Source organism: Photobacterium aphoticum (assembly GCF_001029435.1).
Lineage (GTDB): Bacteria > Pseudomonadota > Gammaproteobacteria > Enterobacterales > Vibrionaceae > Photobacterium > Photobacterium aphoticum.
Genome location: NZ_LDOV01000004.1, coordinates 1 through 13,275, shown reverse-complemented (window position 1 = coordinate 13,275; position 13,275 = coordinate 1). Strand labels below are relative to the sequence as shown.

12 protein-coding genes are annotated in these 13,275 nt (G+C 49.8%); 3 read left to right on the top strand and 9 right to left on the bottom strand.

Translation table 11 applies throughout. The features are described from left to right. The first annotated feature begins 86 nt into the window (after positions 1 to 86). Positions 87 to 1,004 carry a UDP-3-O-acyl-N-acetylglucosamine deacetylase gene (lpxC, locus tag ABT58_RS02030; RefSeq protein WP_047872701.1) on the top strand — a complete coding sequence of 306 codons (918 nt, stop codon included), beginning with the start codon at positions 87 to 89 and terminating at the stop codon, positions 1,002 to 1,004. 203 nt (positions 1,005 to 1,207) lie between these two features. Here lpxC and ABT58_RS02025 read toward each other — a convergent pair whose 3' ends face one another. Then, entirely contained in the window at positions 1,208 to 1,666 is a 459-nt protein-coding gene (locus tag ABT58_RS02025; protein WP_047872700.1) for a DUF721 domain-containing protein, read from the bottom strand. Between the two features lie 435 nt (positions 1,667 to 2,101). Here ABT58_RS02025 and secA point away from each other — a divergent pair, with 435 nt between their 5' ends. Beyond that, a complete protein-coding gene (secA, locus tag ABT58_RS02020; RefSeq protein ID WP_047872699.1) occupies positions 2,102 to 4,828 on the top strand; it encodes a preprotein translocase subunit SecA in 2,727 nt (908 codons plus the stop codon). Between the two features lie 149 nt (positions 4,829 to 4,977). Continuing rightward, a complete protein-coding gene (gene mutT, locus ABT58_RS02015) occupies positions 4,978 to 5,391 on the top strand; it encodes an 8-oxo-dGTP diphosphatase MutT (protein ID WP_047872698.1) in 414 nt (137 codons plus the stop codon). Positions 5,392 to 5,506: 115 nt separating this feature from the next. Here mutT and yacG read toward each other — a convergent pair whose 3' ends face one another. The 8 genes from yacG to nadC form a co-directional block, all read right to left on the bottom strand. Then, on the bottom strand, positions 5,507 to 5,722 hold the full coding sequence (gene yacG, locus ABT58_RS02010; RefSeq protein ID WP_047872697.1) for a DNA gyrase inhibitor YacG: 216 nt from the start codon (positions 5,720 to 5,722) through the stop codon (positions 5,507 to 5,509). 7 nt (positions 5,723 to 5,729) lie between these two features. Then, positions 5,730 to 6,467, bottom strand: a complete 738-nt coding sequence (zapD, locus tag ABT58_RS02005; protein ID WP_047872780.1) for a cell division protein ZapD — start codon at positions 6,465 to 6,467, stop codon at positions 5,730 to 5,732. A 160-nt stretch (positions 6,468 to 6,627) separates the two neighbouring features. Continuing rightward, positions 6,628 to 7,233 (bottom strand): dephospho-CoA kinase, encoded by a 606-nt coding sequence (gene coaE, locus ABT58_RS02000; protein ID WP_047872696.1) that lies wholly within the window; start codon positions 7,231 to 7,233, stop codon positions 6,628 to 6,630. A gap of 4 nt (positions 7,234 to 7,237) precedes the next feature. Then, positions 7,238 to 8,122: a prepilin peptidase gene (locus tag ABT58_RS01995; RefSeq protein ID WP_047872695.1), complete on the bottom strand. Its 885-nt coding sequence runs from the start codon at positions 8,120 to 8,122 to the stop codon at positions 7,238 to 7,240. Between the two features lie 120 nt (positions 8,123 to 8,242). Further along, positions 8,243 to 9,463, bottom strand: coding sequence for a type II secretion system F family protein (locus ABT58_RS01990; protein WP_047872694.1), 1,221 nt, complete (start codon positions 9,461 to 9,463; stop codon positions 8,243 to 8,245). Positions 9,464 to 9,568: 105 nt separating this feature from the next. After that, entirely contained in the window at positions 9,569 to 11,266 is a 1,698-nt protein-coding gene (pilB, locus tag ABT58_RS01985; RefSeq protein ID WP_047872693.1) for a type IV-A pilus assembly ATPase PilB, read from the bottom strand. Between the two features lie 3 nt (positions 11,267 to 11,269). After that, the gene (locus tag ABT58_RS01980; protein ID WP_047872692.1) at positions 11,270 to 11,713 is read right to left on the bottom strand and encodes a pilin; all 444 of its coding nucleotides are present in this window, start codon (positions 11,711 to 11,713) and stop codon (positions 11,270 to 11,272) included. Between the two features lie 368 nt (positions 11,714 to 12,081). Beyond that, on the bottom strand, positions 12,082 to 12,987 hold the full coding sequence (nadC, locus tag ABT58_RS01975) for a carboxylating nicotinate-nucleotide diphosphorylase (protein WP_047872779.1): 906 nt from the start codon (positions 12,985 to 12,987) through the stop codon (positions 12,082 to 12,084). Positions 12,988 to 13,275: the final 288 nt, after the last annotated feature.

The window sequence follows — 13,275 nt, the reverse complement described above, 5'->3', positions numbered from 1 at the left end:
CAAAGTGATATGATATCGGTCCTTGTTCTTCTTTATAGCAAGGATCCGGGCCGATATTTTGGCAAAACAATAGTTGAGATAAGCAGATGATCAGACAACGTACACTGAAAAGCATTGTGCAGACGACTGGGGTGGGCCTTCACTCTGGGCGTAAGGTGACGCTTATTCTTCGTCCTGCTGCTGCAAATACAGGGGTGATTTATCGCCGTACAGATTTAAATCCGCCTGTTGATTTTCCAGCAGACGCGAATGCTGTGCGCGACACCATGTTATGTACCGCCTTGGTAAATGAGTCAGGGGTGCGCATCTCAACTGTTGAGCACCTGAACGCTGCCCTTGCAGGTATGGGGATCGATAACGTGATTATCGAAGTGGATGCACCGGAAATTCCAATTATGGATGGTAGCGCCAGTCCTTTTATCTATCTGTTGCAGTCTGCCGGCATTGATACGCTCAATGCACCGAAGCGTTTCTTGCGTATCAAGAAAACTGTTCGCGTCGAAGATGGCGATAAATGGGCAGAACTTCGTCCTCATAACGGGTTCCGTCTGGATTTTGCTATCGATTTTAACCATCCGGCGATCGAAGCAGAGCAGCAGCGTTTAGTGTTAGACTTCTCTAGCCAATCTTTTGTTAAAGACATTAGCCGCGCACGTACCTTCGGATTCATGCGTGATATTGAATACCTTCAGTCTCAGAATCTGGCACTGGGTGGTAGCTTTGACAACGCCATTGTTTTGGATGATTACCGCATCCTGAATGATGAAGGTTTGCGTTTTGACAATGAGTTGGTGACACACAAAGTATTGGATGCCATTGGCGATCTGTACATGTGTGGTCATAACATCATTGGTGAAATGGTGGCCTTTAAGTCTGGTCACGCACTGAATAACAAACTGTTGCGTGCGGTATTGGCAGATCAAGAAGCCTACGAATGGTCAACCTTTGAAGATGAGCAGCAAGTTCCTGTGACTTTCGCTCAACCAGGTATGGTCTTCGCCTAAGCCTTTGCAGAATTAAAAAAACGCCGGACATTGTCCGGCGTTTTTGTTTGTCTTTTTTGTTTGTCTTTTTTGTTTGTCTTTTTTGTTTGTCTTTTTTGTTTGTCTTTTTTGTTGGTTCTTTGCGTTGTCCTTTGCGTTTTTTTTTCGACGCTGTTCTCGCTTCTCGCTTCTCGCTTCTCGCTTCTCGCTTCTCGCTTCTCGCTTTAGCGCCCTTTATTCGCTAACGCGGCAATACGCTCTAATCGCACGCGGATTTTCTCAGGCGCTTCTTTAGCGGTTTCACGCAGATAGGCGGCCGCTTGCGGGGTAATGGGTTTACGCACAATGTCCGGCTTTTTCTCGGTTTTTTCCTGCTGTACGGCAGCCAGTTGCGGGTTGACCTTGATTTCGATGTTCACCAAACTCGGTAACGGGCCGGCACGCAATTGCTGACACAGGGTGTTACGTTCGTAGTTCAGGCGCATTGACCAGGCCGCCGAGGCGGTTTCAATGATTAAGATCCCCTGACGAAAATTGCTTACGCGACAGTGTTCGGCACAGGCGAGGTGTTTTTTTACCGTTTTGTCCAGCTGGCTCAGTGCCATGGCACGCTGCTGGATATTGCTGCCAATGGTGCTGTCTTCCAGTAAATGGGCAGGCGTTTGAGGGCGATGATCACGCATTACTTACGCTTCCTAGGCAAAAAAGTCGGGGCTTAGTTCTAATTTTGCGAATATGGTAAACCCAGCGGGGGATTAGCCATAGGCGACACTGTCAATATGCCTTATTATAACCTGCTTAGGGGTACTGTGGCGAAGGCTGTCTGTCACGTGCAGTATGCGATGCTGCCAGTATCAATGGGCAGCACGGATCCGAAAAACGCAGGGTTTGTTTTCACTTTCCCCTTGAAATGATCCCATCAGGCCACAATATCATTATCATGCACAGTTTTTCGGGTCAGCTTCCGTTGTCATATCAAATGGCGGTTTTAGACGGGACAGGGATGAATATACCCAAATCAGCTTGCGAGTGAGATTTGGTTTATCCCCGTCGAAAAATTCAGATTAAGCAATTCAGCCATTTATGCAGCTGAAATAACAAGAGAAAACGGCAAAGCCATGTTATCAAAACTACTGACCAAAGTTATCGGTAGCCGTAACGACCGCACTCTGCGTCGTATGCGCAAAATTGTAGATCAAATCAACAAGCTTGAACCGCAGTTCGAAAGTCTGCTTGATGAAGAGCTAAAAGCGAAAACCGTTGAGTTCCGTGAGCGTTTGGATCAAGGCGAAGAGCTTGATCAACTACTACCAGAAGCGTTTGCAACGGTACGTGAAGCGTCGAAGCGTGTGTTTGGCATGCGTCACTTCGATGTGCAGTTGATTGGCGGTATGGTACTGAACAACTGCCAAATCGCAGAAATGCGTACCGGTGAAGGTAAAACCCTGACCGCAACCCTGCCTGCTTACCTTAACGCCTTGACCCGCAAAGGTGTTCACATCGTTACTGTGAACGACTACTTGGCGGCGCGTGATGCAGAAACGAACCGTGCACTGTTTGAATTCCTAGGTATGACCGTTGGCGTGAACGTGCCAAACATGCCTCCGCAAGCGAAAAAAGAAGCGTATGCGGCAGACGTTCTGTACGGTACAAACAACGAATTTGGTTTTGACTACCTGCGCGATAACATGGCGTTCCGTCCGGAAGACCGTGTACAGCGTGAGCGTTTCTTTGCCGTGGTCGATGAGGTGGACTCCATCCTGATCGATGAAGCGCGTACCCCATTGATCATCTCAGGCCCTGCAGAAGACAGCTCTGAGCTGTACACCAAGATCAATACCCTGATCCCACAACTTGTGAAGCAGGATCAGGAAGACAGCGAAGAATACCGTGGTGAAGGTCACTACACCGTGGATGAAAAATCCAAACAAGCGCACCTGACAGAAAATGGTCAGGAGTTTGTGGAAGATTTGCTGAAACAGCATGGCATGATGGCAGAAGAAGATACGTTGTACTCGCCTGCGAACATCAGCTTGTTGCACCACGTGAATGCCGCTTTGCGTGCACACGTCCTGTTTGAACGCGATGTGGATTACATCGTGAAAGACGACGAAGTGATCATCGTTGATGAACACACAGGCCGTACTATGCCTGGTCGTCGTTGGTCTGAAGGTCTGCATCAGGCGGTTGAAGCCAAAGAAGGCGTGAAGATCCAAAACGAAAACCAGACGCTGGCTTCTATCACGTTCCAGAACTACTTCCGTTTGTACAGCAAACTGTCAGGTATGACCGGTACTGCGGATACGGAAGCATTTGAATTCCAGTCTATTTACGGTCTGGAAACTGTCGTATTGCCAACCAACAAACCAATGATCCGTGATGACATGGGTGATTTGGTGTACATGACTGAGTTGGAAAAATTTGCGGCGATCAGCGAAGACATTAAAGCGCGTGTTGATAAAGGTCAGCCAGTGCTTGTGGGTACTGTTTCGATTGAAAAATCAGAACTACTATCAAAAGCCCTGAAAAAACAAGGTATCAAGCACGAAGTATTGAATGCGAAGTTCCACGAACGCGAAGCGGATATCGTGGCAGAAGCCGGTGCGCCAGGTGCGGTAACCATCGCGACCAACATGGCCGGCCGTGGTACGGATATCGTGCTGGGTGGTTCATGGCAGACGGAAGTCGCTAAACTGGATAACCCAACTGACGAGCAGATCGCGAAGATCAAAGCGGACTGGAAAGTGGCACACGATGCCGTTCTGGCGTCAGGTGGTCTGCACATTATCGGTACTGAGCGTCATGAATCTCGTCGTATCGATAACCAGTTGCGTGGTCGTGCGGGTCGTCAGGGTGACGCCGGTTCATCGCGTTTCTACCTGTCGATGGAAGATGGCCTGATGCGTATCTTTGCCTCTGATCGTGTGTCGAACATGATGAAGAAGCTGGGTATGGAAGAAGGCGAAGCGATTGAGCACCCATGGGTGACCAAAGCGATCGAAAACGCCCAGCGTAAAGTGGAAGGCCGTAACTTCGATATCCGTAAGCAGCTGCTTGAATTCGATGACGTGGCGAACGACCAGCGTAAGGTGGTGTACGAGCTGCGTGATGAGCTGATGAATGCTGAAGACATCAGTGAGATGATCGAGCAAAACCGTGAGGACGTGATCCTGTCGGTAATTGATGCTCACATTCCACCACAGTCTCTGGAAGAAATGTGGGATGTGGAAGGCCTGCAAGAGCGTCTGAAAGCTGACTTCGATTTGGATCTGCCGATTCAGGAATGGCTGGACAGCGAAGAGAAACTGTACGAAGAAGCGCTGCGTGAGCGTATCGTAGAGAAAGCGGTTGAGATCTACCGTCATAAAGAAGAAGTGGTTGGCGCACAAGTGCTACGTAACTTCGAAAAGACCGTGATGCTGCAAAACCTCGATACTTTGTGGAAAGAGCATTTGGCGGCGATGGATCACCTGCGTCAGGGTATCCACCTACGTGGTTACGCGCAGAAGAACCCGAAACAGGAATACAAGCGCGAGTCGTTTGAACTGTTTGAAGGCATGTTGGAAAACCTGAAAGCGGACGTGATTGCGATTCTGAGCAAGGTGCGCGTTCAGCAGCAGGAAGAAGTAGAGCGTGTGGAAGAAGAGCGCCGTCGTTTGGCGGAAGAGCTTGCACGTCGTCAGCAGTTCCAGCACCAGAATGCGGCAAGCCAGATCGCAGACGAAAGTGAGGAAGCCGATGAAGCGGCCCCTTACCAGCGTGAAGAGCGTAAAGTCGGCCGTAATGAGCCATGCCCATGTGGTTCAGGTAAGAAATACAAACAGTGTCACGGTCAAATCAGCTAAGTGTTGATGCCCTGACAAGAAAAGGCCGCTTTTGCGGCCTTTTGTTTATCTGGCGATCTCTTCACTCACTGAATCGCGTCACTCGCGATAAACAAAGACGCAAACAAATAAAACAGACAAATACAACAGAGCTGAATAGGTATAAGAACGTGGATAAGAAGCAAGTGTGGATCTCGGCTGGGATCATTTTGAATGCAGCACAAGACAAAGTGTTTATCACCCGTCGTGCTGCTACCGCACACAAAGGCGGTTTTTGGGAGTTTGCCGGTGGTAAGGTAGAAAGTGGCGAAACCGCCGAGCAGGCAGTGATCCGCGAGCTGCACGAAGAAGTGGGGATTGAGGCAACAGCGCTCGAACACTTCATGGCGTTAGAGCATGACTACCCAGAGAAAGCGCTGAAATTTGATTTCTTTTTGATCACAGCATTTACCGGCGAAGCCTACGGCAAAGAAGGCCAGCCTGGCGAGTGGGTAGCAGTGGAATCTCTGCGTGAGTACGCGTTCCCAGAAGCGAATGAGGTGGTGTTGGAGAAACTCATGCAGAGACGCGTCAGCGAGTGTTAAGGGACGAGTAAAAGCGAAAAGGCAGAATTCAAAATAAAAACGGGCACTTTTTAGTCTCCCGTTTTTACTTTTGTCGAACCTCGAACCTCGAACCTCGAACCTCGAACCTCGAACCTCAGTAGCCCATATCTTCTGACCAGCCGTCGGAATCCGACATGTCGGGTGCGCCCGGAATGGCTTTTTCTTCTTCGGCCCATTCGCCCAAGTCAATCAGCTGGCAGCGCTTGCAGCAAAACGGACGGTACGGGCTGGTGTCATTCCATACCACCGGGGTTTGACAGGTTGGGCATTTCACCACGGTCGGTGATGGCGTTGTGGTTGGCGTTGACATGGAAACCTCAGCAAATGGCTAATTGAAAGTCTATCGTGTCAGCAATGGTTGCGCCTTCCTCAAACGGCAGGAAACGGATCGCAAAGCGGCCACGATGGCCCGATATCATAGGATAAACCCCATGACTTGGGCAAATATCCAGACGCAGTAAATTGGCATTCTCCGCGTCCTGCTGAAAGAATCCCCCCTTAGCGATCTGCGCATGAGATTGTGCCGCGCCACGGATCAGTCGCAGTAACAGATGCAATGCGACATGGAGTTCACGAATGCTGTTTAGCCAACGTTTGATATCCTGTTGTTGCTGCGTCGTGGGCAGATGCAACCAGTGATGGAGAACCGGTAAATCAAAGCAGCACGTGCCACCGGGAATGGACAGACGCTGTTTGATCGCCCCCAGAAAGCGATCTTCCCGTAGCGTTTGACCTAAACGGTTTGTGGCCAGTAAATGGCGGTGTGCCGTGTCAATGTGATCCAGATGCTCTTGCAGCGCGGTTTGATCCACGCCATCAATATTGAGCCATTGAGCTAACTTAGTGCGTTGCTTGTCGAGATCTTTAGCCAGTTCGGACTTGAGTTGGATTTGCTCTAAAATTTCGAGCAGATCAAACAAGCCGCGAAAGAACACTTGGTGTTGCCATGGATCGGAGAGGGTGCTGGCATGGCGAATTTGACGGATCAAAGATTCTAACCGTAAATAGATACGGGTTTTTTCATTCAGCGGGTGCTCAAAGCGATTCATTTGCATATCCATGTGTCCCCAAAGGCGCGTGAAAGTCTCTCTGCGTGTGTCATGTTGCTATTGCGGTAGTACACGGTATTGTTCTTGTTATTTTGATCTTGTGGTGCGGTGGCGAACACGGTGTTTCGCGATAGTTTACTGAGGCTGGCTATTGACGGTGCGCGATTTATTTATCGAGGCCTGCCAGTGCGAGGTATTGCTGATGCAGTGCCGCAACTTGTTGCGGTAAATCATCCCCGTTGCCATTGTTACAAATTACATCATCCGCTGCCGCCAGACGTTCTTGACGTGTTGCTTGCGAGGCCAAAATATTGCGCACCTGCTCGGCATCGACTTGATCTCGCTGCTGAGTACGGGCGATCTGCAAGGCTTCTTCCACATCGACCACCAGTAAGCGATCCGTCATGGTCTGCAGGTTATTCTCCACCATAAGGGGCACAACCAGCAAGCAATATTCTGAGCGTGATTGCATAATGTCCGCTTGCATTTTTTCGCGGATCATTGGGTGCAACAACTGATTAAGCCACTCTTTTAATACGGGCTCACTGAAGATCGCTGCACGGAGTGTAGCGCGATCCAACTGGCCATCTGTCAGTAAGATGTCAGGGCCAAATTTTTCTTCAATCGCACGCAATCCGGCACTGCCCGGCTCAACAACCTGACGGGCGACAATATCGGCATCAATGATGTCGATGCCGTAAGCGGCAAATAAATTGGCGACGGTGGTTTTTCCGCTGCCGATACCACCGGTTAAACCAATCACAAGACTCATGGTGTTACATTCCTAAATAGCTGGAGAGATACCAGTTTACCAGAGGTTCACCCCATAAGATGGCAATCCAACCGGCCAGTGCCAGATACGGGCCAAAAGAAAATGGGGTCTGGCTGTCAGATTGCTGCATGCGCATCATGATCAGGCCACATACCGCGCCCAACAGGGATGAGGTCAGCACTACAAAAGGCAGCAGCTGCCAGCCTAGCCAGGCACCGAGTGCGGCAAGCAGTTTGAAGTCGCCGTAGCCCATGCCTTCTTTGCCAGTGATGAGCTTAAATAGCCAATACACACTCCATAAGGCTAAGTAACCAGCCATGGCACCTATTACTGCGTCTTGCAGGCTCACGGGTGAGTAGCCCAGTAGCGCCAGCAGGATACCCGCCCACATCAAAGGAAGGGTAATGGAATCGGGCAGCAGCATGTTATCGATATCAATAAATGCCAGGGCGATCAGGGCAAAGCTGAAGAAAATGACCGCAATGGTCCATTCAGAGGTTGGCAATACCAGTGCCACCGTCAATGCCACGAGTGCCGTAAAGGTTTCGATAGCCGGATAACGGGCGCTGATCGGCGCTTGGCAGTGTCTGCAGCGGCCTTTGAGCAGCAACCAACTGATGACAGGAATGTTTTCCCAGGCGCTGATGGCATGCTGGCAATGCGGGCAACGTGAGCGCGGCACACTGAGGTTAAACGGGGCTTGCTCTGCGGAGTCAGTTGCTGCGCTTGGAAAAGCGTCCGGAAAGCTTTCTGCACATTCAGCTTGCCACTGACGCTCCATCATGACGGGTAAGCGGTAAATGACCACATTCAGAAAGCTGCCGATGAGCAAGCCAAAAATAGCGGCACCAACAGGAAATAACCAAGGGGTCAGAGTGAGCAAGTCCATGTACGATCTCTCAACGTGATTGAAGGGGCAATATTGTAGGGGAAGACAGGTTGAGATCCCAGGATCTCAACCTAAGGAATGCAGTATTTATAAAGTTGTTACGCTAGTGGTTGTGAGTGTTTAGCCGATGACACTCATTAAAGTAAATATTGGCATATACATCGCAACAAGTAGGCCACCAATAAGCACACCTAGAACGATGATGATAAGGGGTTCAAGAATTTTTCCCAGATTATCGACGGTGTTATCGACGTCTTGCTCGTATAGAGTGGCCATTTTATTAAGCATGTCATCTAATGAGCCGGATTCTTCCCCGATCATGGTCATCTGCAGCATGAGCTCGGGAAAAATATCACATTGACGCAGGGCAATATGCAGGGGCATCCCGGCAGCAGTGTTGGCGTGGGCTTCCATGGCGGCTTGTTCAATGTGCAGGTTACCGGTGGTTTTGGCGGCTGACTGCAAGCCACTTAATAAGGGAATACCGGCACTGAAAGTGGTGGCAAGGGTACGGGCAAAGCGGGCGACAGTGGCTTTGAGTAAAACATCCCCAATAATAGGGATGCGTAGGTTCAGGCGGTGTACTAACAGTTTCGTTTTATCTGACCGTTTGTATTGATAACTGAAAAGAATCAAAAATAGAATTAAACTGCAAGCAAGATATAAACCATAGGCGATAATCCAGTCTGACATATCAACGACAAATTGGGTGAAAGCAGGTAGTTCTGCGCCGAAGCTATTGAAAATACTAGCAAACTGTGGGATCACAAAGACGAGCATCATAATAGTGACCCCAACTGCTGTGAGGGTAACCATAGTGGGATAAATCATCGCCTTGATGACTTTCTTACGCATTTCCTCGTGCTTTTCACGGTAAGTGGCAATACGTTCAAACACCTGAGCTAAGTGACCGGTTTGTTCACCTGTGGCGATGAGGTCACAATAGAAGTTATCAAACAGTGGAGAGCTGGTGCGCATGGCACGGGCCAGCGAGGACCCCGCCTCGACCTGAATCGACACCTGCGACAAAATGGCCCTAGCTTCGGCTTTGTTGTGGCTGTCTGCCATCAGTTTTAAGGCTTGTACCACAGGGACACCAGAACCCACCATGGTGGCTAACTGGCGGGTGATGGCGGTAATGTCGGTGGGTTTGACCTGGTTACGCAGTTTGCTCAACGTCGACGGCGCGCGATGCTTGAGCTTTTTGACTTGTATGCGTTGTTCGGTCAGTTTGGCGCGAACTTCTTGCTCCTGAAAACCCAGCATGACGCCAGAGAGTTTTTTCCCTGACTGGTTGATGCCGCGCCAGTGGTAATAACGAATGCGACTGGCCTGTGCCATGATACGACTTCCTTGTGGTTCAATAATGATGGTGCGTACTGTGTAATTGCTTTTACTTTTTGCCTCTATATTACAGTCATCGACAATAGCCGTGATCAGTAGCAATCAGGCAAAATGCAGTACACGTTGTAATTCACTCAAGCTGGTGACACCTTCACACAGCTTTTCGACCCCGGCTTGTTGCAGGGTCATCATGCCTTGCTGACAAGCGATGGCTTCAAGTTCGAGCGTGGTGGCGCCCGCCATTAATGCTTGAGCCAGTTCACGGCTAAAGGGCATCACTTCATAAATCCCGACCCGGCCGAGATAGCCTTTATTACATTCATCACAGCCGCGTTCACTGGCTTTGTAGATCACCTGAAAGGCGGGGATCTTGAGTTTATCCCGGACAAAATCATCCAGATCATCGACTAACTTGCAATGTTTACACAAGCGACGCCCCAGACGCTGGGCGATGATCAAGCTCAGTGATGAGGCGAGGTTAAAGTCTTCGATACCCATGTTGGTCAAACGGGTGATGGTTTCTGCCGCTGAGTTAGTATGCAAAGTAGAGAGCACTAGGTGACCGGTTTGTGCCGCTTTTACGGCAATATTACCGGTTTCAATATCGCGGATTTCACCGACCATGACCACATCCGGGTCCTGACGCAGAAATGAGCGCAGTGCCTCGGCAAAGCCTAATCCTACCGCCGTGTTGATTTGAACCTGATTGATACCGGGCAGGTTGATTTCCACCGGATCTTCGGCGGTGGAAATATTACGTTCGTCGGTGTTAAGGATTTTCAGACCTGTATACAAAGATACCGTCTTACCGCTCCCAGTTGGACCCGTCATCAAAATCATCCCTTGTGGCTGACTTAAGGCAGACAAATACGCCGCTTTTTGTTGGTCGTTATAGCCAAGGATGTCGATGTCCAAGTTAGCGCTGGAGCTGTCGAGAATACGCAGCACCACTTTTTCGCCCCACAAGGTTGGCAGGGTCGATACGCGTAAATCGATCGCCAAGGTCGGCGAAATTTTCAATTTAATCCGGCCATCTTGCGGCTGACGCCGTTCAGCAATATTGAGTTTGGACATCACCTTCAAGCGGGTCGACAAGCGGCGCGATAAGTTGGCCGGCGGTGTGGCGTGCTGGTGCAAAATGCCGTCACAGCGCAGACGAATACGATAGCTCTTCTCGTACGGTTCAAAATGAATGTCGGAGGCTTTTTTACGCACGGCATCAAGCAGAATCTGGTTGATGTAACGGGTGACCGGGGCGGTATCAGTACTGATGTCCGTAGTGTCATCGAGGTTTTCCCCTTCGCTGAGATCGACAAGATCCCCTAAGTCACTGTCGCTGACGCTGGGTTGACGCTGGGTACCTTGTCCGTCAATGTCGCTGCCGTAGACTCGGCGAATGGCTGCTTCTAATTGCTTGTGATCGAGCAGCAGCGGCTCAACACTTTTGCCGGTGGTAAAGCGAAACTCATCCAGCGCATCGTTTAAGGTCGGGTCACTCAGGCCAACAAACAGGGTGTTGTCAGTAGCATGCAGCGGTAACACTTTATGGCGCAGGATCGGGTCACGTAAGTTAAGCGATTTACAACAGTCAGCGTAGTCGTATTGGTGCACATCTACCTGGGCGATGGAAAAAATCAGCTCCAATTGGCGAACCAATTCGCCACTGGTCATGATCCCTAATGACAGCAAAGCCGAAGGGACAGACATCCCTTCGGCTTGTGCCATGTCCACCACCTGCTGCTGTTCTGTATGGCTAATCAGGTTAGCCTGATGCAGAATGGAAGCGAGGTTAGTATGCATGGATTAACGACAAGATTTAGGTACTAGGCTTGTGTCTGCTACTGTTGCAGAGCATACCCAGTCACCACTTGCACTGCGTGTCAGTACGATGTTTGTTGAGTTGATTAATGCACTTGCGCTTGTTAGAGCATATGTAATTGTACCACTTGTATCTGTCCCAGTTGCTGCCAATGCAACGGTCCCTAGATCTGTACTAGGCATACCTAATGTAGCATCACCAGTAGCTGTTGCAGCTACAGTTGGGAAAGCAGAGTTATCGGCAATGCTTGTTTCAACATTAGTTTTAAGTGCTGCAATCGTAGCTAATGCGGATGCAGCTTGTGATTTCGCCACATATTTTTGGTATTGTGGGATTGCAATAGCTGAGAGTACGCCAATAACGGCCACTACGATCATCAATTCAATTAGAGTAAAACCTTTCTGTAGCTTTCTTACTTGCCCTTTCATGTCTCTTTCCTTTTAAATGTATTTTCCAAAATGTGTCGCTAACAAGCCGAGAGTAATTTCGGTAGGGCAAGAATATGCCCTTAGCACAACAGGCTAAATTCACTAACATTGATTGCTCGGCTCAGTCTAAAAAAAAACCAATGATGTTACATGCATTTCATTTCATACTGCGAGTGATCGTGAGAATTTTTGCCCGATTTAAAGGAAATAGGGGTGTTTTCTGACTCAGTTTTCAGTGTGGTGTGTGGCGAAGAAAACGGCAAAACGGGCATCAATGTGAGGAATATCACGCTGATGCCCTGTTTATTAATAAGGGTAATGAGAGACGTCAGCGTGCGAATTTGTCGCACACAACCGTTTGAACGTGGTTATTTAGGTTGAAAGCGTAGCGAGAGATCCATGGCACGCAAGTGTTTGGTCAATGCCCCCACGGAAATGTAGTCGACACCGGTTTGTGCTACTTCACGGATGGTCTCCAGTGTCACGTTACCGGAGTTTTCCAGTGCTACACGGCCGGCATTTATCGATACCGCCTCATGCATCATGGTGAGGGTGAAGTTATCCAGCATCACAATGTCGGCACCAGCGTCGATGGCCTGGTTCAGCTCGTCTAAGGTTTCTGTTTCCACTTCAACCGGTTTGCCGGGGTTGAGTGTTTTGGCGGTTGTAATCGCTTGGGCAATACCGCCGCAGGCAATGATGTGGTTCTCTTTGATGAGATAGGCATCGTATACGCCAATGCGGTGACTGAAACCGCCGCCGCAGGTAACCGCATATTTCATCGCACTGCGCATGCCCGGAATGGTTTTGCGGGTATCAAGCAGGCGACAGTCCGTCCCTTCCAGTTGTTTGGCATAAGCTGAAACGGTGGTCGCACAGCCAGACAGAGTCTGAATAAAGTTCATCATGGTGCGCTCGCCGGTGAGCAAGGTACGCGATGGTCCCGATAAAGTGCATAAAGGCTGATTCGGAACAACGGGGTCGCCGTCTTGCACATGCCAGTCAATCTGCACGTGACCGCCGAGTTGGTGGAAGACTTCCTCTGCCCACTGCTGGCCACAAAAAATGCCGTGTTCGCGGGTAATCAGGATGGCGGTGTCGGTGCTGTCGGCAGGAATGAGGTTGGCGGTAATATCGCGGCTGGCATCAATCTGACCGTGGTGGTCGATGCCGAGATCTTCATGTAGCGCATCAGTGACTGCACGGCGGATCTCGCCAGGGAGTTGCTGTTTCAGTGCCTGTAGGCGAGTGGCACTGTCGTGGGTCTTTTCCATTTGAGTCATGACAAGTCCATAGCAAGAGAGTAAGTAGGAACGGTCACGGTGTATCCCGTACCGTTAGCGTCTCGCCGAAATCATACAGGGAGGAGCGGGTTGAATAAAGATAAAGGGGGGAGGTGTGAGGAAGGCGTACTAAAGAAAAGTGGAAGTCGGAAAAGCGGTGAGGCAACGTTCCTATGGACCTATGGACCTATGGACCTATGGACCTATGGACCTATGGACCTATGGACCTATGGACCTATGGACAGGATTTCAGATCGAACAATGAATACAAGCAATTTC